The following is a 26,081-nucleotide window of genomic DNA, read 5'->3' as shown; positions in this document are numbered from 1 at the left end:
CCAATTACTCAGGAGTGAGGAGCTCGCGCTCGGTGAGGATCAGCGTCAACGCACGGTCATGCGCCTCGACGGGGAAATGGGTTTCGGCCGCGGACCATGCCAGGCCGATGGTCGTCACGCCCGGGTGTTCGGCCAGCCAGCGGTCGAAATAGCCGCCGCCATAGCCCAGGCGAAAGCCCTCTCGCGTGAAGCCGACGCAGGGCACCAGCACGACGTCGGGTACAACGACCGCGCCGGTCGACGAGGCGATGCCACATTCGTCCTGGGCCGCGGGTACGCCGCCGTCCCAGCGGCGATAGACCATCTCAGCGGGTTCACGGCGCGCAAACGGCAGCGCGCGCGCGAATGGCACAGGGCCGGGGTCGAACTCGCCCGGCAGCGGCCAGTACACGCCCAGCAGCTCGGGCTCGAGCTGGGCCAGCAGCTCGTGGAGGCCCAGTGCGATCGCGGCCTGCGCGGTCTGGAAGGCCGGGCTGGCCGCAAAGCCGCGGCGCGCGGCCAGCAGCTCGCGGCGCAGTGAAGGACGGTCGGGGTGAGAAGCAGTCATCGGCCAATTAAAACCCAGGGCCAGTCTGCTCCTCAGCCCTGATGACGCCACGGCACCTCACAACGCCCGGCTGGGGCTATGGTTGCCTTCGTCGCCAATGCTCGGAAGCCGCCATGCCCACGCCCGACACCCCCTTCCATCCGATCATCTACGTGCGCGGCTATGCGATGTCGCGCGGCGAGATCGACGAGACCACGGCCGACCCCTTCTGTGGCTTCAACCTGGGCTCGACGATGTACCGCGCCGTGCCCAACAAGACCGACAGGCCCCGCAAATACGTGTTCGAGTCGCCCGTCGTGCGGCTGGCCTCCGAGTACCAGTACAAGGACGTCTACGAGGACGGCTACGACATCGTCGACCCGGAATGGGAGGCCGACTCCCTGGGCAAGCCGACCGACAACAAGCTGGGCAACCGCTGCATCGTCATCTATCGCTATTACGACGCCGCTTCCTCCTATCTGGGCAGCGGCAAGACGCCGGAGATCGAGGACTTCGCCAAGGGGCTGTCCAAGCTGATCGCCCGGGTGCGCGACCTGGTCTGCAAGAACCCCGACAACAAGATCAAGCCGGCCGACTTCCGCTGCTACCTCGTTGCCCACTCCATGGGCGGCCTGGTCTGCCGCGCCTTCCTGCAGAACGTGGCGCTGGACACCGAGAAGGTCGCCAAGCACGTCGACAAGTTCTTCACCTATGCGACGCCCCACAACGGCATCGACGTGCTGGGCGTGAACATCCCGTCCTGGCTGAGCGTCAACGACATCTCCAACTTTGACCGCGACAAGCGCATGCCGGCCTACCTCGACCTGGCCACGGCTGCCAAGAAGCACAAGCGCGCCGACCTCATCCCGGAGGCCCGCTTCCCGTCGCGGCGCGTCTTCACGCTGGTGGGCACCAACCGGCTGGACTACGAAGCCGCGGCCGGCGTGTCGCGCAGCTTCGTCGGCCATGGCAGCGATGGCCTCGTCAAGATCGAGAACGCGACGCTGTGCGGCCTGGACGCCAAGGGCAACATCACCGACCAGTGTGCCAAGGCCTTCGTCTACCGCGCCCACTCGGGCTATTTCGGCATCGTCAACAGCGAGGAGGGTTTCCAGAACCTGGCCCGCTTCCTGTTCGGCGACGTGCGGGTGGACCTGTGGCTGGAGATCGACGACATCCGCCTGCCCGACAAGGTGCAGGAGGAGGCCGACGCCGGCCGGGCCGTCAATGCCCTCTACCAGATCGAGGTGCAGGCTTCGCCGCGCGGCAAGCTCTGGTACCTGACGCGGCGCACCACGGAGGAGGATTCCGTCGCCTGCGTGGCCCAGGCCGATTGGAAGAAAAACGCCAGCCTCTACCTCAGCAGCGTCTTCCTCGCCAACCGGGCCAAGATCAACCCGCGCCGCAAGTCGCTCGCCTATGGCATGACGCTGGGCGTGCGCGTGCCCGACTACGAAATCGAAAAGCGCCTGTGGCTCAACGAGCACTTCGAGGGCGGCTATCTGTTCCGCAATGCGCTGATTCTGGAGATGGTGCCGCCGGCCAACGAGGGCGAGGCCTGGAAGGTCAAGTACGCCTGGCAGGACGCCGGCGTGTCCATGGCCGACACCGAGATCGCGGCCAAGCAGCTGAAGTCGGGCCGCATCGAGGTCAGCGTGCCTTTTGACAGCAGCGCGGTCGCCACCAACGGCAAGATGAAGCCCACCAACCCCGGCATCCGCGGGCGGCTGCGCTTCGAGATCGAGGGCTGGAACGTGGACGCGAGCTGAGTCAGCGAAGGCGACGGCGCCAGGCCAGGCCGGCGGCGCCGGCCAGCAGCAGCGCCCAGCTGGCAGGTTCGGGCACGGCGGTAATCTGGTAGACGAAGCTGTGGTCGTTGTAGTTGAAATCACCGCCGCTGGGCAGGTCCTCGAAGGCGAGGTTGGTGCCGGCCGGCACCTTGGCGTCGCCGGCAAACGGCGCGGCCCAGACATGGTTGACGCCATCGCTGTTCAGGCTGACGTCGCTGTAATAGCGCGCCGCACCGCTGTTGGCATCGATGAAGAACACCAGGTTGTCACCGGCCGACACGGCGCCCAGCACAAAGGTCTGGCCATAGGCGCTGGCATGGTTGTCCAGGCCGGGCGTGCCGTCGACGCCGTTGATGCGCGCGCCGACGAGGTTGGTGAAGCCGCCCGCCGCGCCGGTGTAGTAGGCCACCAGCAGGCCGCTGGTGGCCGCCGTGAAGCTGCTGGGTGGCGCCGGCGTGCCGGGCGTCGGGTAGACGGCAGGGTTGGCCTGGGCGGCCAGGCTCAGCAGCGCGGCGGAGGCCACCAACAACAGACGTTTTGCAGCGGTCTTCATCAACAGTCTCCTCGTCGATTGGATGTGAGGTTAGCGGATTGGATAGCGCTATCACCAGCCCCTAACTCGTGGACAAATTCGTGTGCAAACCGCGCGCCTGCGTAAAGCGCGAAGCCCCGGGTTTCCCTGGGTTAAATTCGGCATCAAGGCGCGGCGCTCGGCCAGCTGGCCGGCGCTCACGCAAAGTGAAGCAGTCGCGAGGCGTGAAGCGCATGAGTCAGATGGGTGGTCGAGTCTTGGAATGCATGAGCCGCGGGGCGCTGGCCCTGCTGCTGTCGGCGGCGTTGAGCGCCGACGCCGCCCCGCCGGTGCCCCCCGCCGACGCCGACCTGGCCGTGCAGGCCCGCGACGCCTGGGTCAAGCGCGACCGCAAGCGCCTCACGGCCTTCGTCGAGGCGGCTCGCGCCCAGAACCATCCGCTGGCCGGCTGGGTCGAGTACTTCGACCTGAATGCCCGCCTGAGCGAAGTGCGCCAGCCCGAGATGGACGCCTTCTACGCGCGCTATCCCGGCAGCTATGTCGAGGACAGGCTGCGTAACGACTGGCTGCTGGAACTGGGCCACCGCCGCGACTGGGCCAATTTCAGGCGCGACCATGCCAGCTATCAGATGCGCGACGACCGCGAGGTCGCCTGTTACGTCATGCTGGCGGACCATGTCGCCGGCACCAAGGTCGATGCCGACGCCGCCCGCACCGCGTGGATGGCCCAGAAGGACGGCGATGACGGTTGCCAGCAGCTCACGGCTGCCATGGTCGAGGCCGGCCAGTTCAAGCCCGACACCCTGTGGGCCAAGGCCCGCCTGGCCACCGAGCAGGGCCGTCCGCGCGCCGCGCGTCAGGCCGTCGCCCTGCTTTCAGCCAAGCCCCTCGACCAGAAGCTCGCCGAGCTGCAAGACAACGCCGGCCGCTACCTGACGCGCAAGGCCCGCACCTCGCCGCGCCCCGAGGCGGAGCTGACGGCGCTGGCCCTGGCCCGCGTCGCCGGCAACGACCCCGATCAGGCCGGCGACCTGCTGCAGGACAAATGGAGCAAGCTGCCCGCCGACCTGCAGGCTTGGCTGTGGGTGCAGATCGGCCGCCAGTCCGCGCTGCGCCTGCAGGACGACGCCCTCGCCGCCTTCGCTCGCGCCGAGAAGCTCGCGCCCGACCTCCCCTGGACCGACGACGCCCTGGCGTGGCACGCCCGCGCCGCGCTGCGCGCCCGCCAGCCGGCCGCAGCCCTGCGCGCGATCGAGCGCATGACGTCGATCGAGCAGCGCGACCCGGCCTGGGTCTACTGGAAGGCCCGCGCCACGCGGCAACAGGGCGACCAGCCGGCCGCTCGTGCCCAGCTCGCCGCGCTGGCGACCACGCCACTGAACTACTTCGGCCGCCTCGCCGCCGAGGACATCGGCCTGCCCACGCCGCTGCCGCCCGCGCCCGCGCCGCTGACGACCGAGGAGCGCCGCGCCGCGCGCAGCCACCCCGGCCTGACCCGGGCCTTGTCGCTGATCAACCTCGGCCTGCGCAGCGAGGGCGTGCGCGAATGGAATTTCTCGCTGCGCGGCATGGGCGACCGCGCCTTGCTGGCCGCCGCCCAGGAAGCCTGCGACCGTGAGGTCTGGGACCGCTGCATCAACACCAGCGAGCGCACCAAGGCCGAGATCGACATCGCCCAGCGCTACCCCACGCCGCATCGCGTCGAGTTGCAGCGCGAGGCGCAGGCCGCCGGGCTCGACGCCGCCTATGTCTACGGCCTGATCCGCCAGGAATCGCGTTTCGTGCTGGACGCACGCTCGCACGTCGGTGCGGCCGGCCTGATGCAGGTCATGCCCGCCACCGCCAAATGGACGGCCAAGAAGGTGGGCCTGAACTACAACGCCGAGTTGATGCACGACCGCGACTTCAACCTGCGCATCGGCACCAACTACCTGAAGCTGGTACTGGACCGCTTCGAAGGCGCCCAGGCCCTGGCCGCGGCGGCCTACAACGCCGGCCCCGGCCGCCCCGCGCGCTGGCGCGATGGCCCCGTCATCGACGCGGCCATCTGGGCCGAGAACATTCCGTTCAACGAGACGCGCGACTATGTGCGCAAGGTGCTGCTCGGCGGCGCCATCTACGCCCAGGTGCTGGGCCTGCCAGCCACCAAGCTGCGCGAGCGCCTGGGGCAAAGCATCGGGCCTGCCGGCGCACGCGATGCCGACGTCAGCGACGTGCCGCCCGCAGCGGTGGGAGAGTCCAAATCATGAGCCTGTCCGTATTGGTCCTGGGCGGCAGCGGCTTTGTCGGCCGCGCCTTGTGCGAACAGCTGACGCGCCGCCTCGGCGCCGAGGCTCGCGTCACCGTGCCCACGCGCCGCCTGCCGCATGCGCAAGCCGTGCAGAGCCTGCCAGGCGTCACCGTCGTGCAGGCCGACGTGTTCCACGACCTGCCAGACCTGGTGAGAGGCCATGACGCCGTCGTCAACCTCGTCGCCATCCTGCAGGGCAGCATGGCCGCCTTCGAGCATGTGCATGTCGAGTTGCCCAAGCGCATTGCCGCGGCCGGTGCGAAGCGCCTCGTGCATGTCAGCGCCCTGGGTATTGGTGGGGGGATGAGCGAGCATGCACCGTCGCGCTATCTGCGCAGCAAGGCCGCTGGCGAAGCTGCGCTGCAGGTCGCGGCGCAGACCCATCCACTGGAGCTGACGCTGCTGCGCCCCTCGCTGGTTTTTGGCGACGGCGACAAGAGCGTCAACCTGTTCGCGCGGCTGCAGGGCTTGTTCCCGGTGATGCCGTTGGGCGGGGCGAATGCGCGGCTGCAGCCGGTGTGGGTGCAGGACTTGGCCCGTGCCCTCGTCGAGACGCTGCTGCGCCGCGAGACCATCGGCCAGACCTACGAGATCGCCGGCCCGCGTGAACTGACGTTGGCCGAGCTGGTGCGGCTGGCCGGCCGCGTTGCGGGCTGCGAGCGGCCCATCCTGCGCCTGCCCGGCGCGCTGGCGACGCTGCAAGCCCTCTTCATGGAATGCCTGCCCGGCGAGCCGCTGCTGTCGCGCGACAACCTCGCATCGCTGAGCGTGCCCAATGTGCCGAACGGAAGGCTGCCGGGCCTGGCGGAACTGGGCATTCAGGCCAGTTCGCTGGAGGCCGTGCTGCCGACTTATCTGTCGCCTGACGGCGGCGTTGCACGCCTGGACGCCTGGCGCGCCAGGCGCTGAGCGCGCATCAATCCGTTGCGGATTGCTCATCCCCGGCGCAGCAGCGGCTGTTTAAGCTCGCCGGCTCAACGCGAAAGGTGTCATGAAGCTCTACATCGGCAACAAGAACTACTCGTCCTGGTCCATGCGCAGCGGTGTGCTGCTGGCGGCCTTCGGCATTCCGTTTGAAGAGGTCAAGCTGCGCTTCGACTTCACGCCGGACTCGGAATGGACCCGCGTCATCGCCGGCATCACGCCGACTAAGCGCGTGCCCGTGCTCGTCGAGGACGACGGCTTCACGGTCTGGGAGACGCTGGCCATCGCCGAGTACATCGCCGACCGCCATCCCGAGCACGCCATCTGGCCGCGCGATGTGAAAGCCCGCGCGCGGGCGCGCAGCCTGTGCGCCGAGATGCATGCCGGCTTCATGCGACTGCGCACGGTTTGCCCGATGAACATCGAGGTCTTCTTCCCCGACGTCGGCGCCAAGCTCTGGGCTGAGGACGAGGCCCTGCGTGCCGATGTGGCGCGACTGGATGCGGCGTGGAGCGGCGCGCTGGCCAGCAGCGGGGGACCTTTCCTGTTCGGCGAGTTCAGCGCGGCGGATGCCTACTTTGCGCCGGTAGCGGTGCGGCTGAGCCGCTTTGGCCTGCCGGTGTCGGAAGCGGCTGCGACGTATCGCGATTCGCTGCTGGCACACCCGGCGGTAGAGGACTGGATCGCGGACTCGATGCGCGAACAGGATTTCATCGTCGAGGACGAGCCTTACCGCAAGAGCCGCTGACCATGTTGGAGTTGCGTCCCAGCTGTGAGCATTGCGCGGTTGCGCTGCCGCCGGAGTCGACAGCGGCGCGAATCTGCAGCTTCGAGTGCACCTTCTGCGTGGGCTGTGCGGAAGGCCTGCTCGGCAATGTCTGCCCCAACTGCGGCGGCGGCTTTGTGCCGCGGCCGGTGAGGCCGGTGAGGAATTGGAAGGGTGGGAACTATCTTGGGGACTATCCGGCAAGGACGGTGCCGAAGTTGAGGCCGGTGGATCTGGAGGCGCATGCGGCGTTGGTCGCTGCGCTTGGCGGGTTGCCGCCTGAGAAGCGGTAGGGTTGGTTTGCGAAGAGCCTCTTGACTCGCCGCAGTGCCGCGGGAATCCGCCCCGCGATGGCGGGTAACTTTTCTCTGACGCGCCAGAGCAAAGTCACCAAAAGAGGAGCGCTCAATGCAATCCGCACTCGAGCGGGATGAGGCGCTCGCGTCGCTCGGAGCGGGCCGTGCCCCGATGCGAGCCGCTGCGCTCTCGCGCCTGACTTGTCACGACCACCATCCATCGGGCCTGCTGCCCGTCCGACGCGCGGCTGCACGCCGGGCTCACCAGAAGTCCGAATGTAGCGTCGCTCGGGCGACGCGGTATTTCCTGATGAGCCCGGCGTGCAGCCGGCGTTAACCGGCGTGAAGGGGCAATGGATGGCGCTCTTCACAGGGACAGCAGCGAGAGCGCAGCGGTTCGCTTCTTCCCGCCATGATGGTGAGTGTTTTCGCGCGCCGTTCATGGCGGCGTGGTGCTCGTGTGCGGTTCAGCGCCTCTTCTTTGGTGACTTTCTTCTGGCGCCGCAGAAGAAAGTTACCCGGCCGCCGGGACGGACTCCCGGCAATGCATCGATCAGGAGCACTGGTTGCAAAAGCAACCCTTAAAACTCCACCACCGAGCGAATGCTCTCTCCTCTTCGCATCAACTCAAACCCCTCGTTGATCCTCTCCAGCGGCAACTTGTGCGTGATCAGCTCATCGATCCTTACCTTGCCTTCCATGTACCAGTCGACGATCTTCGGCACATCCGTCCGGCCACGCGCGCCACCAAACGCCGAGCCTTCCCACTTCCGCCCCGTCACCAACTGGAACGGCCGCGTCGCAATCTCCGCCCCCGCCGGCGCCACGCCGATGATGATGCTGCGCCCCCAACCCTTGTGCGTGCATTCCAGCGCCTGGCGCATCAGCTGCACATTGCCGACGCATTCGAACGAATAGTCGGCACCGCCATCGGTCAGCTGCACGATGTGGTCCACAACATTGCCCACGTCCTTGGGATTCACGAAGTCCGTCATGCCGAACTGCCGTGCCATCGCCTCGCGCGCCGGGTTGATGTCCACGCCGATGATCTTGCCGGCGCCCACCATCTTCGCGCCCTGGATCACGTTCAGGCCGATGCCGCCGAGGCCGAAGACCACCACGTTGGCGCCCGCCTCCACCTTGGCCGTGAACAGCACGGCACCCACGCCGGTCGTCACACCGCAGCCGATGTAGCAAACCTTGTCGAAGGGCGCATCAGGCCGGATCTTGGCCAGCGCAATGCCGGGCACGACGATGTGGTTCGCGAACGTGCTGGTGCCCATGTAGTGAAAGATCGGCTCGCCGTTCAGCGAGAAGCGCGAGGTGCCGTTGGGCATCAGCCCCTTGCCCTGGGTCGAGCGGATGGCCTGGCAGAGATTGGTCTTGCGGCTCAGGCAGAACTTGCACTCGCGGCATTCGGGCGTGTAGAGCGGAATGACATGGTCGCCGGCTTTGAGCCAGGGCACCTTGCTCTCCAGCACGACGCCCGCGCCCTCGTGGCCGAGCACGGCCGGGAACAGGCCTTCGGGGTCGGCGCCCGACAGCGTGAAGTCGTCGGTGTGGCAGATGCCGGTGGCCTTGACCTCAACCAGCACCTCGCCATCGCGCGGGCCTTCCAGGTCCAGGGTTTCGATGCTCAGCGGTTGGCCGGCCTTCCAGGCGACGGCGGCGCGGGTCTGGATGCTCATTTCGGTTCTCCTGCAGGGGTTTGAAGTCGGGTCAGTGCGGCGACGAATTCGCGCGCTTCAAGGCGGCACAGCCTGAGCCGGCGCAGCAGCCAGGGCGTCAGGTCCTGCTGGCCGAGATGCTCGGGCCAGGCGCCGGCGTCTCCATCGGGCGTCTCCGCCGGATCGGTGCCCGTCATGGGCTCGCCCTTGAGCACATCCACGCAGGCTTTGCGCGCCAGCGGCAGTGCGGTCTCGGCCTTGGCGGCGTCCAGCCGGGCCGTGCGACGCTGCACCTGGTGCTGCACGGCACCGAGCAGTGCCATCAGCCGATAGCCGTGGCTGAGCGCGGACTCGATCTCGGCCTCGGGCAGGCGCACGCGCTCCGGCTCGACACGCGTGCGCTGGGCGGCCGCGGCAAGAGCGGCCAACGCCGCGTACGCCTGCTGGCGCGACAGGCGCTGGGCGGTCTGCTCTTCGGCGCTGGGCATCCAGCGCAGCATGTTGGCCGAATGCCGTGCCAGCGCACCGCGCAATTGCGCCCCCAACCTCGGCACCGCGGCGCGCTCCCATGACGGCAGCACGAAGCTGAACAGCCAGGCCAGGCCGGCGCCGATGACGGTGTCGGCCAGGCGTTCGGAGATGAAGGGGTCGCTGCCGGGCGCCAGCATCAGCGGCTGCAGCAGGGCCATCAGCGTCGCGGCCGTCGCGGCGACACGGTAGCGGCGGTTCACATAGGCATGGGCCGTGCCCACGGCCGCGATGAAGCACAGGCTCAGCAGCGGCGTCCAGCTCACGTGCGCCAGCAGCAGCACCAGCAGGCAGCCCTGCACGGTGCCGATGATCCGTTCGTTGCGGCGTGACAGCGTCTGCTCCAGGTTGCCGCGCAGCACGACGGCCACGCTGAGCATCAACCAGAAGGGGTGGGCTGCCCAGGGCAAGGCCGCACCCAGCGCATAGGCGAACGACAGCGCCAGCGCCGAGCGCAGCGCATGGCGCATGACGCCGGATTGCAGGTTCAGATGAGGTTTCAGCGCCGCCAGCGGCCAGCCCTCGGGCGACACGAAGGGCGCGAGGCGCTCGGGTGTCCAGGGGCTGTCGGGGTTGTCCGCGGCAGTCTGGCGGGCCACCATGGCGCTGACGTCGTCCAGCATGTGGCCGACGCGCGACGCCAGCGCCGACGAGAGGTGGGTGCGCGAGTCGCCAGCCGGCGCGCTGACATCGGCCAACCGCGCCGCCAACTGCGCCCGCCAGGCGTCGGCAGACACCTCGGGCAAGGGTGCGCCATAGGCCACGGTGTCGGCCAGGGCTGCGAGCACGTCGGCGAGGTGGCGCAGCGCGTCGGCCAGCGCGGCGCGCCACTGGCGGCCTGGGAAGTCCTGGCCCAGCAGCTCCGTGTCCAGCCGGCTGGCCAGCAGCAGGTCGCGCAGCTCGATGAGGCCAAGCACGAGGTCGGTCTGGCGGCGGCTGCGCGGTGAGCGCCGTGCGGAAAAAACCTGGTCGCGCGCGGCCTGCAATGCATCGGCGAGCAGCACATCATCGGCAATGGAGGCACGGATGTTCGCCTCGGCGCCGCCCACCGCACCGGCAATGCGCTGGGCACGCGAACGCAGCCGCTTCTCGGTGGCGCGCAGTGCCGTAGCCAGTGCCAACTCGCGCAGCCGGTGGCGCAGCACGACCGCGCTGCCGCGTGCCCAGCCGGCATAGACGCAGCCGCCCAGGCCCACCCAGAGCGCGTGCTCCAGCGGCGACGTGGCGCCGGCCGTGCGGTCCCAGGCCATCGCGAAGACCATGGCCAGCACCGGTGCGAACGACAGCGGCCCGGCACGCAGGCCCCAGGCCAGGGCCATCAACGACAGGAAGGTGACGACGGCGATCAGGCCGACGGTCAACGCGAGCGAGTGGTCCGTCAGTCCGACCAGCAGCGTCACGAGCGCCGCGGCGGCCGCTGCCGGCAACACGCGCGGCAGCACGCGCTGGGGCGGGTTGGGCAGATCGGTCAGGCTGGCGCAGACGGCGCCCCCCACGGCCGCCAGGCCCGCCGTCTCGCCGAACAGCGCGCCGACCGCGAGATGCGTGGCGGCCACGCCCAGGGCCACGCTGAGGCCGTTCAGATGGGCCGCCTCCAGGCGCTTGATGAATCTCACTTGACGAACAGCTCCATGACACGGCGCTCGCTGGCCGGCAGCTCATGCACCGAGAACCAGCCCGACTTCTCGGGCCGGTAGACGTATTGCGGCGGCGCGTTGCCGGCGATGCGCTGCTTCAGCGGCGCGAGAGTCACCTGCGCCGCCTCGCCCTGCCCCAGGGCCTGCAGTGCGGCGGCCTCGACGATGAGGGCCAGATCGCTCCACGGCCCCAGCCGCAGCGCTTCCTCGGCATCGCGGCGTGCGGCATCGGCGTCGCCATCGACGAGGGCCAGCCAGCCCTTCAGCGCCAGCGTGTCGGGGTCGGCGGGGTCCAAGATCAGCGCTTCCTTGATCTGGGCTCGCGCCGCCTCCTTGCGGCCGGCGCGCAGCAGGTCCAGCGCGTAATCGCGGCGCAGCGGCACGAGGCCGGTGCGCAGCCGCAACACGGCCTCGTACTGCTTGAAGGCGTCGTCCCAGCGACTGCCCAGCGCCAGCGTGGCGGCACGGCCCCACAGCGCCTCAGGCTGGTCGCCCTGGTAGGCCAGCACGGCCTCATAGGCCGCCAGCGCCCGCGGCACATCGCCGAGGCGCCGGTAGTAGTCGGCCAGCGCGAGGTCGACGCGGAAGCGGTCCTCGCCCTTCAGCGCCTCGACATCGCGCCCCAGGCCAGGCACAACCTCGGCAGCCAGTGGGCGGCCGCCATGCCAGAGGGCGTCGGCGACACCCGCGCGCAGCGCACCGCTGCGCGGATGAGCAGCCAGGGCGCGGGCCGCCAGTTCAGCAACGGCGGCGCCATCACCCTCGATGGCCAGCGCATTGAGCTGGGCCGTCAGCGCGCGCTCGTCGGTGGGCGCGAGCTTGAGAGCGCGCGCAAACAGCGGCTTGGCCTCGGCCAGCTGGCCATCTTCCAGCTTCTGGTTGCCGGCATTGACCAGGGCCACAGGCAAGCTGGCGCGCGTGTCGCGCTGGGCGAAGAAGCGCCGGATCTCGGCACGCAGGGCCGGGTCCATCTCGATGAGGCGCTCGCGCACGATCTCGCGGCCGTCATAGGCATCGCGCCGGGGCGAGGCCTCGGCGTTGGCACCCTCGGCGAAGTATTCCCACACCGAGCCGCCGGCATACCGTGACAGGAAGCCCTTGCGTGTCCTGGCGTCACGCGACTTGGCCTGCTGGTAGAGCGCCTCGATGCTGCGCGCCTGGTCGGCCGTCAGCACGCCATGGACCTGGTGGGTCAGCTCGTGCAGCACGGTGTTGTAGCGGTCGAAGATGCTGCGCTCGACGTCCTCGATACCAGTGACGGTGAAGTGGCCGCCCATGCCGCGCACGTCGTCCCACAGCCGCGAGTCGTAGTCGATGCGCGCATCCTTCAGCGCATGCGCCTGCGGCGTCTCGGACAGGCGCATCCACATCGGCTTGATGAAGTGGGTAGCGCCCCCTTCCACCAGCACCGGGATGAAGGCCTTCCACGGCGCGACGGACAGTGCCACACGCTTCTGGTGGCGCGGCGACAGCTCTTTCCAGTTCAGTACATAGCGCTCGATGCCCGGCACGGTGGGCATGGGCAGGGCCTTGAAGCGGCGCTCGTAGTCGGCGCGGTGCACATCAATGGCAAAGCGCTGCGACTCCAGCGCCTTGGCCGCGATGGCATGAGCCCGGCCGAGCTGCGGGCAACGCTCCAGCACGGCGAGGCTGATGAGCAGCGCCGTGTCGAAGTCGCCCTTTTCGAAGGCATCGGAGGCACGCCTCACGTCGGCCATCAGCGGTGCAAAGCCGTCGCCCAGGCGAGCAGCGAGCTGGCTGTAGTTCTCGCGCACATAGCCATTGCCGAGCAGGTAGTGGGCGGCTTCGTGATGACGGTTCAGCGCGACGGCGCCCTCGGCCGCAGCAATCGCGTCTTCGGTGCGGCCGAGCCGGATCAACGTGTCGGCCAGCGCGGCCAGGCCGTCGGCGGTGCGTTCGGCGGCGATGCCGGCTTCGAGCTTTTGTAGCGAGGCGTCGAACTCACGCAGCTGGTAATGGCGCTGGCCCAGGCCGCGCAGGGCCTGCGCCTTGTCGACGGGCCGCTTTGCCCGCTCAAGGGCTTTCTCGAAGCACTGCCTGGCGCGCTCGAAATCGCGCCGGTCCAGCGCAAGGCGGCCGGCGGCGAGCAGGTCGATGGCGTCGACGTTGGAAGTGGTCAGCACATGACGCGTGCGGCGATCGATGGCGGCACCGTCATCGCGGGCGAACAGCCATTGGTAGATGACGACGCGCTCGGCGGCATCGGGTTGCCTGGCGCGCAGCAATGCGTCGACATCGGCGCGCGCCGCGGCGTATTGCTGTTCGGTCAGCAACGCCTGCAGCCGCGCGGCGTCGGTCGCCGCGTGGGCCGCATCCAGGGTCAGGCAAACAGCAAGGCAAGCAGCGAGGCCAACGGCCAGTCGACGCCAGGGCATTCAGGCTCCATGAGTGGAGCGCCGATGCTAATCGTCCGACGAGAACCCCGAAGCCTTGACGACCGGCCCCCAGTACTCGCGTTCGGCGGCGAGGCGCTTGGCGTAGTCTGCCGGCGGCAGCGACAGCGGCTCGAAGCCCAGCTTGGCCAGGGCCTCGATGACGCCGGGCTCGCGCACCGCGGCGCGGGCCACCTCAGCCAGCTTGTCGACCGTCGCCTGCGGCGTCTTGGCCGGCAGGAAGAGGCCGTAGGTCTCGACGCCAACGATGCCCTTGAAGCCCTGCTCCTCGAAGGTGGGCACATCGGGCACGAAGCGCGAGCGGGCCTTGTCGGTCACGCCGAGCAGGCGCACGCGGCCGGAGGCGAGGTGGGGCAGGAAGTCGCCGATGGAGAAGCAGCCCGCGGCAATCTGGCCGCCCATCAGGTCCTGCATGCCGGGCGCCGCGCCACGGTAGGGCGCGTGCGTGAGCTTGAGGCCGGCCGCGTGCTCGAACTGGTTGCCGAGGAAGTGGGGCATGGCGCCCGCTGCGGGCGAGGCGTAGGCGGCCTTGTCGGGGTTGGCCTTCAGCCAGTCGGCCAGTTGCGCCAGTGTCTTGACGGTGGCCGGCACCTGGGGCCCGACGCCGAAGCCGCAGGTCGACAGCGCCAGCGGCGAGACCGGGATGACGTCGGTCGCCGGGTTGTAGGCCAGCTTGCGGTAGGCATGCGGGTAGACGGTGAACATGGACGAAGGGCCGAGCAGCATCGTCAGGCCGTCGGGGGCCGCGTCCTTCAACGCGCCAATGGCGATGCGGCCACCGGCGCCGACCTTCTGCTCGACGAGGATGGTCTCGGCCAGCTTGCCGCGGCCGAATTCGGCGAAGCGGCGGGCCGTCGTGTCCACCGAGCCGCCGGCCGGGAAACCGACGAGGATGCGCGGCGGCTGGCCTTGCGCGCGCGCAGCGAGCGGCAAGGCCGCGAAGGAAAGCATCAGGTGGCGTCGTTGCATCATTTCTCTTGTCTCCGGTCGTGTTGTCAGTTGATAGGCGCTGCAGTGGCAACGCGGGCGAGGCGCTCCAGGGCCGTTTGCAGTGCAGGCCCCTGGTCGCCCAGGGCCCGGACCAGTGCACGGTCATGCTCGGCGACGGCGGCTTCAAGCTTGGCCAGCAGTCTTTTGCCGGCCGGCGTCAGATGCAGGCCCCAGCTGCGCGCGTCGTCGGGCGCGTCGCGGCGCTCGACCCAGCCCTGGGCGTTGAGCCAGTCGGTCAGGCGCAGCGCGCCGCTGCGGTGCAGGCCCATGGCCTGGCCGAGCAGCCCCTGGCGCAGGCCGGGGTTGCGTGCGATCAGCACCAGGGCGGCAAAGCGCGGCGGGCTGATGTCCCACTCGGCGGTGGCGCGGTAGAAGTCCAGGTAGAGCGCGTTCTGCGCGCGCCGCAGCGCATAGCCCAGCAAGCCGTCCAGCAGGCCGTAATCCAGCCCGGGAACAGGCAACATCGGGCCTTCGGGAGGAATGGCGCTGGGGCCGTCGGGCGTGCTCACCAATCCAGCTTAGTTTTTGTTGCTCACTGCAACTATCTCGCTTACCCTGAGTTAACCTGAGCTCATGAAGATCCTGATCGCAGGCGGTGGCATCGGCGGGCTGACGGCCGCGCTGGCCCTGCACGCACGCGGCCACGCCGTGACGGTGCTGGAGTCGGTGCGGGAACCTAAACCGCTGGGCGTGGGCATCAATCTGCTGCCGCATGCGGTCGCCGTGCTGGACGAATTGGGCCTGCTGCCGGCGCTGCGCGGCATGGCCGTCGAGACCTCGGCCCTCGTCTTCGCCAACAAGCACGGCCAGGCCATCTACCGCGACCCGCGCGGCCTGGAGGGCGGCTACAGCCATCCGCAGTTCAGCATCCATCGCGGTGAGCTGCAGATGCGGCTCTGGGCCGAAGCCTCGGCCAAGGTCACGGTGCTCGACGGCCAGCGCGTCGTCAACGTGCGCGATGAAGGCGACCGCGCCATTGCCGAGATCGCAACCGTGGACGGCCCGCGCGAGCAGGCGGCCGATCTCGTCATTGGCGCCGACGGCATCCACTCCGCCCTGCGCCGCCGCCTCGCACCCGACGAAGGTGCGCCCTGTTGGCGCGGCGTCATGATGTGGCGTGGCACGACTTGGGCGCCGCCCTTCCTGGACGGCCGCACCATGGTGCAGGCCGGCCACAGCCAGGCCAAGTTCGTCGTCTACCCGATTGGCGCACCGCGGGCCGACGGGCTGCAGCTCATCAACTGGATCGCCGACCGCCGCGTGCAGGAGCCCACGCCCGGCCTGACCGCCCCCGATCGCGCCGACTGGAGCCGCGCCGGCAATCTCGACGACCTGCTGCCCACCTTCGGCCACTGGCACTTCGACTGGCTGGACGTGCCTGGCCTCATCAGCCGCGCCGAGCAGATGCTGGAATGGCCCATGGTGGATCGCGATCCGCTGCCACGCTGGCAGCTCGGCCGCTCGACGCTGCTGGGTGACGCAGCCCACCCGATGGTGCCGATCGGCTCCAACGGCGCGACCCAGGCCATCATGGATGCCAAGGCGCTGGCCGAGGCCCTGAGCACGCACGCCGACCTCGACACGGCACTGGCCGCCTACGAGGACGAACGGCGGCCCATGTGCGCCCGCATCGTCGAGATGAACCGCCGCGAAGGGCTGGACGCCATCCTCGACCGCGTGGAGGCGCTGGCGCCGGAGGGCTTTGCCCGGCTGGCGGACGTCATCGACCCCGCCGAGGTGGCGGCCGAGATCAATGCGTACAAGGCGGCTGCGGGGCATCGCACACGCGCCCCTTGATCACCGCCGGGGCCGCGAGGATCATCGCGCCCCATGCCTTCACCCAAGCTCGGCCGCTCCGTTCCACCCCACGAACGCCATCCGGTCGCCTGGTACCAACCCAGCGTGCTGTGGACGGCCGCCAACCAGGTGCTGTCGTCACTGGACCAGCTGCGCAACCGCGACGGCCGCGAGGCACAGCCGCAACCGCTGGTGGTCATCGACCGCAGCCAGCCCGAGGCCGACGGTACGTTCTGGTTTGATTTCATCGCCGACACCGGTGACGGCGGCAACGCCAGCTATGCGGTGGCGAGCGCCGCGCTGGCGCCCGAGCTGGCGCTCGACGGCGAGACCCTGCAGACACTCCCAAGAGGCCAGCTGCTGCTCTTCGGTGGCGACCTCGCCTACCCGGCCGCCAGCACCGAGGACTACCGCTACCGCTTCGTCGAGATGTTCGAAGCGGTGCGCAACGACTTCGCTGACACCCTGGTGCGCGGCCGGCGGCTGACGCTGGCGGCCGTGCCGCAGAACCACGACTGGATGGACTCGGCCTCGACCTTCAGCCGTTACTTCGTGCGCGGCTACGACTCGGCACCGCTGCTGGGCGCCGACATCCCGCAGCGCCAGTCCTATTTCTGCGTCAAGCTGCCGGGCGGCTGGTGGGCCCTGGCCCTGGACTTTGCACTGACGCGCGACATCGATCGCGACCAGTACGAGCAGTTCGAGACCCTGGCCATCGGCGGCCATGGCAAGCCGGCCGTCATCGGCCCGGGCGACAAGGTCATCCTCATCTACCCCGAGCCCTACTGGACACGGCCCATCGGCGACGGCGCCGATGAGAGCCACCCCAAGCGCTACCAGCGCCTGGAAGGCCTGCTGCGCGGTCGCATCCGGCTGCGCCTGGCCGGCGACCTGCACCACTACATGCGTTGGGACTCCCAAGATCTGGCCCGAGACGGCCGCCTCGTCACCTGCGGCTGCGGCGGCGCCTTCACCCACCCGACGCACACCAGGGCGACCACACGGCCCGTGCGGCTGCAGGCCTTCGACACCGAGGACTGCATCCCGCCCGAGCCACGCACCGAGACGCCGGCCCTCAAGGTCGGCCTGACGGGCCGGCGCGCCCGGGGTGTGCATTTCGAGCGCAAGGAAGCCACCGTCTACCCGGCGGCCGAAGCGTCGCGGGGGCGGGGCTGGCGCAATCTGTTCGCCTTCCTGCCGCGTCGGGAGGGCGGCAACGGCAACGTGGGCTTTGCGCTGCTGCTGGGCGCGCTGTACTGGTTCAACGCCTACCTGAACTCCAGCCCCTTCTCCTGGTCGTTCCGGGCCGATGGTTTCCAGCCGCTGTGGGCCTACGGGCCGGGCGACTACCTGGCCGTGCTGGCGCTGTGGCTCAAGGCGATGGTGTTCAGCCCGCTGGGCTTTCTGATCAACGGGCTGATGGCCTTTGGCTGCATGACCATGGGCCGCGAGGCCGTGGACGAGCTGTCACCCGACGACGGTCGCACCAAGCGCTGGGCCGTCACCTGGGGCATGGGTGCCGTGCATGCGGGCGTGCACGTGCTGGCCGTGTTCAGCCTGGAGTTCTTCATGCACCAGGCCGTCAGCCTGTGGGCGGGCCTGGGCAGCCGCGACCAGTGGCTGGGGCTGATCCTGCATTCGCTGCTGGTCGGCGCGGGCGTCTTCGCTGGCGGCGCGGTGCTGGGCTCGGCACTTTTCGGCGGCTATCTGGCACTGATGTGTCGCCTGGGCCTGCTGACCAACAACGCCTATTCGGCGCTCGACGGGCAGGACCACAAGGGCTTCTTGCGCTTTCGCATCGATGCCGCCGGCGAGTTGACGGCCTGGTTCATCGCCATCGACCGCGTGCCGCGGCGCTGGCGGCGCGCGGGCGCGCCGGGGCCGGTCTGGCGCAACGATGATCCCGCGGCGACGGCGCCGCGGGTGCATGACCGCTTCAAGCTTTGAGCATGTCGGCCGCAATCAGCCGCACCGGCGCATTGCCATAGCTGAGGAACTGCTCGTGGAAGGCCTTGAGATTGAAGCCCGCGACACCTGACTTGGCCTTGAGTGCCTCGCGCAGCGAAAAGATCTCGCTGTAGCCGCTGAAATAGCTGGTCAGCTGCACCGAGCTCAGTTGCACGCGGCGCCACTTTTCCTTGGCCTCGCGTTCGGTCTGGAAGGCCTGACGCGTCAGCAGGTCCAGCGCGTCGGCCTCGGTCATGCCGAGCACGTGCACGCTGTAGTCGAGCACGGTGTTGGTGACCGAGCGCAGATGCCATTTGCCGTACATCAGCGTCATTTCGGGCGAGGCGCCGTAGCCGCTCTCGATCATCATGCGCTCGCCATAGACGGCCCAGCCTTCCACCATCGCACCGTTGCCGAACAGGGCTTTGACCTTGCTCGGCGCGCGGTTGGCGTGCACGAGCTGGGTGTAGTGGCCGGGGATGGCCTCGTGGATGTTGAGGATCTGCAGGATCCAGTGGTTGTATTCGCGCAGTGAACTCTCGGCCTGCTCGGGCGTCAGGTCGTCCAGCGGCGTGACGTTGTAATAGGTGCGGTCCTGGGGCCGGTAGGCGCCGGGCGCCTCGATGCTGGCGCCGGCCACGCCGCGCTGGTATTCGGGCGTCTCGCGCACAGCCAGGGGTTTGCTGGCGTCCTGGCTAAGCAGGTCGTGGTCACGTACCCAGGCTTCGAGCTGGGGGATCTGGGCACGGATCTCGTCGACAAAGCGTTCGCGAGTTACGTGCCTTTCGCTGAGCTTGGCGATGACGCGGCCGATCAGCGCGAAGCGGTCGGCGGGCGGCGCCTCGCTGCCGATGACGGTGGGCCACAACGCGGCGGCCTGGGTCTGCATGCTGGCCAGCACCTCTTCGCGGCGCGCTTTAGCCAACTCATAGGTCTCACTGGCCGTGCGCGCGGACTGGATGTCGTGGCCAAACTTGGGCTCGTACAGCTCCGCGCCAAGGCGGAAGGAGCGCCGCGCCGTCGGCAGCAGTTGCTTCAAATGGGACACATAGCTGCTCACCGCGGCGCGGGCCTGGTTCAGCGACGCCTTGAAGGCCACGGCCTGACCTGCCTCGGCGGCACGCTTGGCGATGTCGTCGAGCACGCCGAGCACGCCAGGTGCCTGCTGGATGGCCAGCTCGGTGTGCTCGCGCGTGACGCCGGCCAGGCTGGTTCGCGCCGCGCGGTAGTAGGTGGGCAGCGCCGCGATGCGCGGCTTGAGCGCCGCCAGTCGGGCGGTCAGCGGCGCGTAGTCGGTGTTGAGCAGCAGGTCCAGCGGCGCCGCGGGGTTGTGCTCGGCCGGGTTCCAGGACCATTCACGCAGCGTGTCCAGGCGCCAGAGGTCGCTCTGGAGCTTGGCGATCAGCAGGGCGCGGTCCATGCGCTGGCTGGTGCTCAGCGCGGCATCCGGCTGCTGCTCGAACCTGGCGAGCCACTGCTTGTGGAAGGCGCGCAGGCGATCACGCTGAGCATTGCTTGGCAGTGTCACTGCGGGCGCGAATTCGAAGCGGCCGGCCGCCACGGCGGCATCGGGATCGAGCGGCCACAGGGCTTCGAGGAAGGTTTCGGTCAGCTTGTCGAAGCCGGCGTCCTGGGCCAGGGTTGGCAATGCCAAAGTGGCCAGGCCGAGGGCGGTGAACTCTCTACGCTTCATGCCAGGGCCTCTTCAAGGGCGTCGATGAACATCTTGGCCACGTCGAAGCCGCTCTGATCGGTGATCTCCTGGAAGCAGGTCGGGCTGGTCACATTGATCTCGGTGACGTTCTCGCCGATGACGTCCAGGCCCACCAGCAGCAGGCCGCGCGCGGCCAGGATGGGGCCGAGATATTCGGCGATCTCGCGGTCGCGAGCGGTGAGCGGGCGGGCCACGCCCTTGCCGCCGGCGGCGAGGTTGCCGCGCACCTCATTGCCCTGCGGGATGCGCGCCAGGCAATGCGGCACAGGCTTGCCGCCGATGATGAGGATGCGCTTGTCGCCCTCGGTAATAGCCGGGATGAAGCGCTGCACCATCACCGTCTGCGTGCCGTCCTTGTTCAGCGTCTCGATGATGCTGCCCAGGTTCAAGCCGTCGTCCTTGACGCGGAAGATGCCCATGCCGCCCATGCCGTCCAGGGGCTTGAGGATGATGTCGCGCTGCTCGGCGTGGAAGGCACGGATCTCGGCCGGGTCACGAGTGACCAGCGTCGGCGAGATGAACTGCGGGAACTCGAGGATGGCCAGCTTCTCGGGGTGCTCGCGCAAGGCGCTGGCGCGGTTGAAGACACGGGCGCCCTCGCGCTCGGCCTGGCTGAGCAGATGGGTGGCGTAGAAGAACTCGCTGTCAAACGGCGGGTCCTTGCGCATCAGCACGGCGTCGACGTCGGCCAGCGCGACATCGGCAGTGGCCTCGACCTTGAACCAGTCATGGGCGTCGCCGGTCAGCGTGATGTGGTGGGCGCCCCGCGCCGTCACGCGGCCGCCGCGCAGCCAGACGAGCTGGGCGACCTCGCAGGCGACGATGCTGTGGCCCCGCCTGACGGCCTCGCGCATCATGGCGAAGGTGGAGTCCTTGTAGGTCTTGAAGGTGGCGAGGGGGTCGGCAACGAAGAGCAGCTTCATGGGGCGGGCCTGTCGATTTCAGCGCCGGCCAGTGTTGCACAAGGCGCCCGCCCCCGCCGGCCTAGGGGCGACGGCGCCAGCTGGCAACGAGGGTGGCGACGCCACCCGCCACGACACCCCAAAAGGCCGCCCCGATGCCGAAGACGCTGATGCCGGACAGGCAGACCAGGAAGGTCAGGATGGCCGCGTCGCGGTGGGTCTCGTCCTTCAGCGAGGTGGCCAGCGCGCCGGCAATCGTGCCCAGCAGGGCCAGGCCGGCGATGGCCGCGACGAGCTCGCGCGGAAAGGCCGCCAGCAGCATGGCGACAGCACCACCCGCCAGGCCGACGAGGACATAGAACAGGCCGGCGGCGATGGAGGCCGTGTAGCGGCGCGCCGGGTCCTCATGCGCCTCGCGGCCCATGCAGATGGCGGCCGTGATGGCGGCCAGGTTGAAGGCATAGCCGCCGAAGGGCGCGAGCAGGGTCGTCGCCGCGCCGGTCACGGCAATGGTGGCGGACACCGGCGTTGCATAGCCACTGGCGCGCTGGGCGGCGACGCCGGGCAGGTTCTGCGAGGCCATGGTGACGATGAACAGCGGCAGGGCCACGCCGATGGCGGCATGCCAGGTGAACTGCGGTGCCGTCCAAACCGGCAGCACGAAGATCTGGGCCGTGTCGAGGCCGATGAAGCTGAGCTGCCCCCGTGCCAGCGCGACGACGACGCCCACGATCAGCACGCCGGGCACGGCATAGCGCGGCCACAGGCGCCGCCCCAGCAGATAGGCAGCGGCCATGGCGAGGACGAGTTCGGGTGCGGTCTTGGCACTGGTCACCGCGTCGAGGCCGAAGCGCGCCAGCACGCCAGCCAGCAGGGCGGAGGCGATGGCCACGGGGATGCGGTCCATCAGCTTTTCGAACCAGCCGCTCGCACCCGCCCAGGCAATGAGCAGGCCGCAGATGACAAAGGCGCCTATGGCCTCGGGCATCTCCACGCCCGAGGTCGAGGCCAGCAGGGCCGCGCCGGGCGTGGACCAGGCCGTCAGCACCGGTTGGCGGGTCCACAGACTCAGGGCCAGGCTGGTGACGCCCATACCCAGGCCCAGGGCCCACAGCCAGGAGGCGGTCTGGGCCTGCGTGGCACCGAGGGCGACGGTGGCCTGGAAGATGATGGCCACCGAGCTGGTGTAGCCCACCAGCACCGCGACGAAGCCGGCAACAACGGTTGAGGGCGAAAAGTCTTGCAGCAAGCGTGTCATGCAGCCAGCATAGCCACCACTTCATCAACGACAGGCCCGCGGATGTGCCGTTTCCTCGCCTACTCGGGCGACGCGATCTTTCTGGAAGACCTGGTCTGCAAGCCGCGCCATTCGCTGGTGCGCCAGAGCCTGCAGGCGTCGGAAGCCAAATCGGTGACCAATGGCGACGGCTTCGGCATCGGCTGGTATGGCGAGCGCGACACGCCGGGCGTCTACCGCGAGGTGATGCCGGCCTGGAGCGACGACAACCTGATGGCCCTGTGCGCCAATGTGCGCTCCCATCTCTTCATGGCCCATGTGAGGGCCGCCACCGGTGGTGGCGTATCCCGGCAGAACTGCCACCCCTTCCACCTCGGCCGCTACCTCTTCATCCACAACGGCCAGATCGGCGACTTCCCGCGCCTGCGCCGCGGTATGGAGGCCCAGTTGAGCGACGAGCTCTATGACCTGCGTCGCGGCGCGACGGATTCGGAGCTGCTCTTCCTGCTCATCATGGGCCGCGTGAAGGCCGGCGCTACGGTGGAGGCGGCGACGCGCCAGGTGCTGCTGGACATCGTGGACGAGATGGAAGTGCGCGGCATCACCACGCCGCTGCGCTTCTCGGCCGCCCTGGCCGACGGCGAGCAGCTCTGGGCGGTGCGCTGGGCCAGCGACGACAAGCCGCCCAGCCTCTACCTCAAGCCCCAGCCCGGCGGCTGGGCGATTGCGTCGGAACCGCTGGGCGACGACGCCGAGGCCTGGCAGCCGCTGGCCAAGGGCGAGGTCGTGCATGTGCACGATGGGCGCATCGAGCGGCGGATGCTCTGCGGCGGTTAGCGCTTGCTGAACACGAGCAACAGCAGCGCCCCGACCGCCAGCACGGCCACGCCGACGATGGCGCCCGCCTTCACATAGACCAGGCTGGCCCACAGCACATAGCTGCTGCAGGCGCTGAACAGCAGCGGCAGCCACGGGTACAGCGGCACGCGAAAGGGCCGCGGCCGCTCGGGCTCGCGTCGGCGCAGCACGATCAGCGCCCCGCCGCTGAGCACCAGGAAGAACCAGTAGACCGGCGACAAATAGTCCACCATGGTCGAGAAGCCGCCGCGCGTCAGGTCGCCCAGGGCCACCAGCAGCAGGGCCACGAGGGCGGTCGCGATGACTGCGGCGCTGGGCGTGCCGCGGCGCGTGTTCCAGTGCGCCAGCCGCCACTCGGCCGCGAGATCGCGTGCGGCGGCATAGGTGGTGCGCGGGCCGGCGATCAGGATGGCGTTCATGACCGACAACGCGGTCAACGTGACGACGCCCACCATCAGCAGCTCGGCGCCGCGGCCGAAAGCAAGGCGCATCAGCTCGGCCGCCGGTGCCTCGCTGCGCGCCAGCCCGGGCAGGCCCAGCACGCGCACATAGGCCCAGTTCGCCAGCAGATACAGGGCCATCACGACGCCGAGGCCCAGCAGCAGCGCGCGAACGATGCCGCGCTTCTCATCGCGCATCTCGGCCGACAAGGTCGCCGCGTCGCTCCAGCCGCCATAGGCCAGAAAGACGAAGACCATGGCCACGCCCCAGTCGGTGCCGACCGTCGCCGCGCCCTGGGTCGCGGGCGGCTGGCCGCTCAGCTGTTGTGCACCGGCCGCACAACCGAGCAGCAGCAGGCCCGCGATCACCAGCGTCGTCAGGCCCAGCTGTGTGCCCAGACCCACGCGCACGCCCAGCAGGTTCAGCCCCGTCAGCAACACGATCAGCGCGGCGGCCAGCAGCGCGCTGGCATGGGTGCCCAGCCAGGGGCTGAGGTCCACCACCTGGGCGAGGTAGTCGCCGAAGACAAAACCCAGCAGCGCCATAGAACCGGTGTGGATGACGGCAAAGCGCGACCAGGCGAACAAAAATCCCAAGCGCCGGCCGAAGGCGCGGCTCAGGAAGTGATAGTCGCCGCCGGGGTCAGGGAAAGCCGAAGCCAGCTCGGCAAAGCACAGCGCGCCGACAAAGGACAGCACGCCGCCCAGCACCCAGGCGAGATAGAGCTGGCCTGCGTCGGGCAGCGACTGCGCCACCATGGGCGAGGTCTTGAAGATGCCGGCGCCGACGACCATGCCGACGCACAAGGCCCCCGCGTGCCGGGCACCGAGGCGGCGCTCGGGCAGCGCCGCAGACATCAGATTTCGACCTTGGAGCCCAGCTCGACGATGCGGTTGGTCGGCAGGTGCAGGAAATCTGCCGCCGCCGCTGCGTTGCGGTGCATGCTGGCGAACAGCTTCTCGCGCCACAGCGCCATGCCCGAGCCGATGGTCGGGATGACGATGTCGCGGCTCAGGAAGTAGCTGGTTTCCATCTCGTCGAGCTGCACGCCATGTTTCTTCAACAGGGCCAGGGCCTCGGGCACGTCAGGCTCGTTCTTGAAGCCGAAGTGCAGGGCCACCTGCCAGCAGCAATGGCCCAGGGCCTCGACCTCGCAGCGCTTCTCGAAGCCGACCCAGGGCACCTCGTGATGCTTGACGGTGACGAAGACGTTCTGCTCGTGCAGCACCTTGTTGTGCTTGAGGTTGTGCAGCAGGGCGTTGGGCGTGGAGCCCTTCTCGGCCGACAGGAAGACGGCCGTGCCGGCCACGCGTGTGGGCGGGTTGATGAAGACAGCCTCGAGGAAGGTATCGAGTTCGATGGCGTCTTCGCGCAGCTTGTCGGACAGCTGCTTGCGGCCCTGCTTCCAGGTCAGCATCAGCGTGAACATGCCAATGCCGATCAGCAGCGGGAACCAGCCGCCCGCCGCCACCTTCAGCAGGTTGGAGGCGAGGAAGGTGACGTCGATGAGGAAGAACAGGCCGGTGGCCAGGATGCACGGCACCAGCGGGTACTTCCAGCCGTAGCGGATGACAAAGAAGGTCATCACCGTCGTGATCGTCATGTCGATGGTGACGGCCACGCCGTAGGCCCCGGCCAGCTTGGTGGACGAGCCGAAGAAGACGACGGCCAGGATCACCAGGCTGAACAGGCCCCAGTTGATGAAGGGCACGTAGATCTGGCCGATGTCGCGCACGCTGGTGTGGAGCACGCGCAGCCGCGGCAGGATGCCGAGCTGGATGGCCTGCTTGGTGACCGAGAAGGCCGCCGTGATCAGGGCCTGCGACGCAACGATGGCCGCGCCAGTGGCAAGCAGGAAGAGGGGAATCTCGGCCCAGCCGGGTGCCAGCAGGAAGAAAGGGTTCTTCACGCCTTCGGGGTTGTCCAGCAGCATGGCGCCCTGGCCGAAATAGTTGATCACCAGAGCCGGCATGACGACGCCATACCAGGCGATGCGTATGGGCTTCTTGCCGAAATGGCCCAGGTCGGCATAGAGAGCCTCGCCGCCCGTGACGACGAGCACGACGGCGCCCAGGGCGACAAAGGCGACCCAGCGGTATTCGAGGCAGAAGTGCAGCGCATAGACGGGATTGACGGCCGCCAGCACGCGCGGGTTCTCGAAGATGTGCGGCAGGCCCAGGGCCACCAGCGTCAGGAACCACAGCATCATGATGGGCCCGAAGGCCTTGCCGATGCCGCCGGTGCCAAAGCGCTGCACGGCGAACAGGCCGACCATGACGATCAGCGTGATCGGCAGGATCGCGTCGTGCAGATGCGGCTCATAGACGTCGATGCCCTCGACGGCGCCCAGCACCGTCATGGCCGGCGTGATGACGGCGTCGCCGAAGAAGATGGCCGTGCCGAACAGGCCGACCAGCATCAGCGTGCGGCGCAGCGGCGGCTTGTCGTTCACGGCATTGGTGGCCAGCGCCAGCATGGCGATGAGGCCGCCCTCACCGTTGTTGTCGGCGCGCAGGATCAGCAGCACATACTTGATCGAAACGACGACGGTCAGCGTCCAGAACAGCAGGGACAGCACGCCAAGGATGTTCTCGGGCGTCGTGCTGACATGACCGCCATGGAAGACTTCTTTGAGGGCATACAGCGGGCTGGTGCCGATGTCGCCATAGACCACTCCGAGGGCCCCGAGGGTCAGACCCGCCAGCGCCGAGGGGCTGCGGGCCGCATGAGAAGAACTCACTTCGCGAAGGCCACCGGCTTGAGCAGTGGCTTTTGTTGTTCGAAAGAGGGGATTCTGCGCCCGGTTTTGGGTTTTTGTGCAGCGC

General features: G+C 68.8%; 20 protein-coding genes. 8 read left to right on the top strand and 12 right to left on the bottom strand.

Going from position 1 to position 26,081, the window contains the following annotated elements; genetic code table 11:
- Positions 1-4 precede the first annotated feature (4 nt).
- The gene (locus AC1DW0_RS08695; RefSeq protein WP_477945414.1) at positions 5-547 is read right to left on the bottom strand and encodes a 5-formyltetrahydrofolate cyclo-ligase; all 543 of its coding nucleotides are present in this window, start codon (positions 545-547) and stop codon (positions 5-7) included.
- Between the two features lie 113 nt (positions 548-660).
- Here AC1DW0_RS08695 and AC1DW0_RS08690 point away from each other — a divergent pair, with 113 nt between their 5' ends.
- Entirely contained in the window at positions 661-2,295 is a 1,635-nt protein-coding gene (locus AC1DW0_RS08690; protein WP_056192392.1) for a lipase/acyltransferase domain-containing protein, read from the top strand.
- Position 2,296: 1 nt separating this feature from the next.
- Here AC1DW0_RS08690 and AC1DW0_RS08685 read toward each other — a convergent pair whose 3' ends face one another.
- Positions 2,297-2,869: a DUF4114 domain-containing protein gene (locus tag AC1DW0_RS08685; protein ID WP_477945413.1), complete on the bottom strand. Its 573-nt coding sequence runs from the start codon at positions 2,867-2,869 to the stop codon at positions 2,297-2,299.
- Positions 2,870-3,114: 245 nt separating this feature from the next.
- Here AC1DW0_RS08685 and AC1DW0_RS08680 point away from each other — a divergent pair, with 245 nt between their 5' ends.
- The 4 genes from AC1DW0_RS08680 to AC1DW0_RS08665 all read left to right on the top strand — a co-directional run bounded on the left by AC1DW0_RS08680 (position 3,115) and on the right by AC1DW0_RS08665 (position 7,121).
- Positions 3,115-5,097, top strand: coding sequence for a lytic transglycosylase domain-containing protein (locus tag AC1DW0_RS08680; RefSeq protein WP_477945412.1), 1,983 nt, complete (start codon positions 3,115-3,117; stop codon positions 5,095-5,097).
- On the top strand, positions 5,094-6,047 hold the full coding sequence (locus AC1DW0_RS08675) for a complex I NDUFA9 subunit family protein (RefSeq protein ID WP_477945411.1): 954 nt from the start codon (positions 5,094-5,096) through the stop codon (positions 6,045-6,047). Before AC1DW0_RS08680 ends, AC1DW0_RS08675 begins: the two co-directional genes overlap by 4 nt.
- A gap of 82 nt (positions 6,048-6,129) precedes the next feature.
- Positions 6,130-6,810, top strand: a complete 681-nt coding sequence (locus tag AC1DW0_RS08670; RefSeq protein ID WP_457352637.1) for a glutathione S-transferase family protein — start codon at positions 6,130-6,132, stop codon at positions 6,808-6,810.
- 2 nt (positions 6,811-6,812) lie between these two features.
- Positions 6,813-7,121: a DUF1272 domain-containing protein gene (locus AC1DW0_RS08665; RefSeq protein WP_477945410.1), complete on the top strand. Its 309-nt coding sequence runs from the start codon at positions 6,813-6,815 to the stop codon at positions 7,119-7,121.
- A gap of 584 nt (positions 7,122-7,705) precedes the next feature.
- Here AC1DW0_RS08665 and AC1DW0_RS08660 read toward each other — a convergent pair.
- Genes AC1DW0_RS08660 through AC1DW0_RS08640 form a run of 5 tightly spaced genes read right to left on the bottom strand, consistent with a single transcriptional unit; the run spans position 7,706 to position 14,869 of the window.
- Positions 7,706-8,806, bottom strand: coding sequence for an S-(hydroxymethyl)glutathione dehydrogenase/class III alcohol dehydrogenase (locus AC1DW0_RS08660; RefSeq protein WP_056192672.1), 1,101 nt, complete (start codon positions 8,804-8,806; stop codon positions 7,706-7,708).
- Between the two features lie 2 nt (positions 8,807-8,808).
- Positions 8,809-10,935: an FUSC family protein gene (locus AC1DW0_RS08655; RefSeq protein ID WP_477945409.1), complete on the bottom strand. Its 2,127-nt coding sequence runs from the start codon at positions 10,933-10,935 to the stop codon at positions 8,809-8,811.
- Positions 10,932-13,352, bottom strand: a complete 2,421-nt coding sequence (locus tag AC1DW0_RS08650) for a tetratricopeptide repeat protein (RefSeq protein ID WP_477945408.1) — start codon at positions 13,350-13,352, stop codon at positions 10,932-10,934. Before AC1DW0_RS08650 ends, AC1DW0_RS08655 begins: the two co-directional genes overlap by 4 nt.
- Before the next feature lie 27 nt (positions 13,353-13,379).
- Positions 13,380-14,342: a Bug family tripartite tricarboxylate transporter substrate binding protein gene (locus AC1DW0_RS08645; protein WP_056192369.1), complete on the bottom strand. Its 963-nt coding sequence runs from the start codon at positions 14,340-14,342 to the stop codon at positions 13,380-13,382.
- A 23-nt stretch (positions 14,343-14,365) separates the two neighbouring features.
- Positions 14,366-14,869: a MarR family winged helix-turn-helix transcriptional regulator gene (locus tag AC1DW0_RS08640; protein ID WP_235531798.1), complete on the bottom strand. Its 504-nt coding sequence runs from the start codon at positions 14,867-14,869 to the stop codon at positions 14,366-14,368.
- Between the two features lie 64 nt (positions 14,870-14,933).
- Between AC1DW0_RS08640 and AC1DW0_RS08635 the strand changes: the two genes are divergently transcribed.
- A complete protein-coding gene (locus tag AC1DW0_RS08635) occupies positions 14,934-16,157 on the top strand; it encodes a flavin-dependent oxidoreductase (protein WP_457350920.1) in 1,224 nt (407 codons plus the stop codon).
- Between the two features lie 33 nt (positions 16,158-16,190).
- Positions 16,191-18,104 (top strand): hypothetical protein, encoded by a 1,914-nt coding sequence (locus AC1DW0_RS08630; RefSeq protein ID WP_477945407.1) that lies wholly within the window; start codon positions 16,191-16,193, stop codon positions 18,102-18,104.
- Here AC1DW0_RS08630 and AC1DW0_RS08625 read toward each other — a convergent pair.
- From AC1DW0_RS08625 to AC1DW0_RS08615, 3 genes are all read right to left on the bottom strand, one after another.
- Positions 18,094-19,797, bottom strand: a complete 1,704-nt coding sequence (locus AC1DW0_RS08625) for a DUF885 domain-containing protein (protein ID WP_477945406.1) — start codon at positions 19,795-19,797, stop codon at positions 18,094-18,096. The genes AC1DW0_RS08630 and AC1DW0_RS08625 overlap by 11 nt on opposite strands.
- The gene (gshB, locus tag AC1DW0_RS08620; RefSeq protein ID WP_477945405.1) at positions 19,794-20,741 is read right to left on the bottom strand and encodes a glutathione synthase; all 948 of its coding nucleotides are present in this window, start codon (positions 20,739-20,741) and stop codon (positions 19,794-19,796) included. The genes AC1DW0_RS08625 and gshB overlap by 4 nt, the downstream gene beginning before the upstream one ends.
- A gap of 61 nt (positions 20,742-20,802) precedes the next feature.
- A complete protein-coding gene (locus tag AC1DW0_RS08615) occupies positions 20,803-21,978 on the bottom strand; it encodes a benzoate/H(+) symporter BenE family transporter (protein ID WP_477945404.1) in 1,176 nt (391 codons plus the stop codon).
- A 42-nt stretch (positions 21,979-22,020) separates the two neighbouring features.
- On the opposite strand from AC1DW0_RS08615, the gene AC1DW0_RS08610 reads away from it, so the two are divergent.
- Complete coding sequence (locus AC1DW0_RS08610) at positions 22,021-22,794, top strand: class II glutamine amidotransferase (protein WP_477945403.1); 774 nt, start codon at positions 22,021-22,023, stop codon at positions 22,792-22,794.
- On the opposite strand, the gene AC1DW0_RS08605 is transcribed toward AC1DW0_RS08610, so the two are convergent.
- A complete protein-coding gene (locus AC1DW0_RS08605; protein WP_477945402.1) occupies positions 22,791-24,113 on the bottom strand; it encodes an APC family permease in 1,323 nt (440 codons plus the stop codon). The two genes, AC1DW0_RS08610 and AC1DW0_RS08605, sit on opposite strands and share 4 nt — an antisense overlap.
- Positions 24,113-25,996 (bottom strand): potassium transporter Kup, encoded by a 1,884-nt coding sequence (locus AC1DW0_RS08600; RefSeq protein WP_477945401.1) that lies wholly within the window; start codon positions 25,994-25,996, stop codon positions 24,113-24,115. Before AC1DW0_RS08600 ends, AC1DW0_RS08605 begins: the two co-directional genes overlap by 1 nt.
- Positions 25,997-26,081: the final 85 nt, after the last annotated feature.

This window comes from Roseateles sp. P4_D2 (genome assembly GCF_056401875.1).
The sequence above is the reverse complement of the archived record's forward strand: the minus strand, read 5'-3'. Positions and strand labels throughout refer to the sequence as shown.

Bases quoted from the DNA above. Each gene is read 5' to 3' on its own strand.
- gshB (WP_477945405.1), bottom strand. From the start codon at position 20,741: ATGAAGCTGCTCTTCGTTGCCGACCCCCTCGCCACCTTCAAGACCTAC.
- AC1DW0_RS08695 (WP_477945414.1), bottom strand. From the start codon at position 547: ATGACTGCTTCTCACCCCGACCGTCCTTCACTGCGCCGCGAGCTGCTG.
- AC1DW0_RS08615 (WP_477945404.1), bottom strand. From the start codon at position 21,978: ATGACACGCTTGCTGCAAGACTTTTCGCCCTCAACCGTTGTTGCCGGC.
- AC1DW0_RS08690 (WP_056192392.1), top strand. From the start codon at position 661: ATGCCCACGCCCGACACCCCCTTCCATCCGATCATCTACGTGCGCGGC.
- AC1DW0_RS08635 (WP_457350920.1), top strand. From the start codon at position 14,934: ATGAAGATCCTGATCGCAGGCGGTGGCATCGGCGGGCTGACGGCCGCG.
- AC1DW0_RS08625 (WP_477945406.1), bottom strand. From the start codon at position 19,797: ATGAAGCGTAGAGAGTTCACCGCCCTCGGCCTGGCCACTTTGGCATTG.
- AC1DW0_RS08610 (WP_477945403.1), top strand. From the start codon at position 22,021: ATGTGCCGTTTCCTCGCCTACTCGGGCGACGCGATCTTTCTGGAAGAC.
- AC1DW0_RS08685 (WP_477945413.1), bottom strand. From the start codon at position 2,869: ATGAAGACCGCTGCAAAACGTCTGTTGTTGGTGGCCTCCGCCGCGCTG.
- AC1DW0_RS08675 (WP_477945411.1), top strand. From the start codon at position 5,094: ATGAGCCTGTCCGTATTGGTCCTGGGCGGCAGCGGCTTTGTCGGCCGC.
- AC1DW0_RS08650 (WP_477945408.1), bottom strand. From the start codon at position 13,352: ATGCCCTGGCGTCGACTGGCCGTTGGCCTCGCTGCTTGCCTTGCTGTT.
- AC1DW0_RS08630 (WP_477945407.1), top strand. From the start codon at position 16,191: ATGCCTTCACCCAAGCTCGGCCGCTCCGTTCCACCCCACGAACGCCAT.
- AC1DW0_RS08680 (WP_477945412.1), top strand. From the start codon at position 3,115: ATGAGCCGCGGGGCGCTGGCCCTGCTGCTGTCGGCGGCGTTGAGCGCC.
- AC1DW0_RS08645 (WP_056192369.1), bottom strand. From the start codon at position 14,342: ATGATGCAACGACGCCACCTGATGCTTTCCTTCGCGGCCTTGCCGCTC.
- AC1DW0_RS08605 (WP_477945402.1), bottom strand. From the start codon at position 24,113: ATGTCTGCGGCGCTGCCCGAGCGCCGCCTCGGTGCCCGGCACGCGGGG.
- AC1DW0_RS08665 (WP_477945410.1), top strand. From the start codon at position 6,813: ATGTTGGAGTTGCGTCCCAGCTGTGAGCATTGCGCGGTTGCGCTGCCG.
- AC1DW0_RS08670 (WP_457352637.1), top strand. From the start codon at position 6,130: ATGAAGCTCTACATCGGCAACAAGAACTACTCGTCCTGGTCCATGCGC.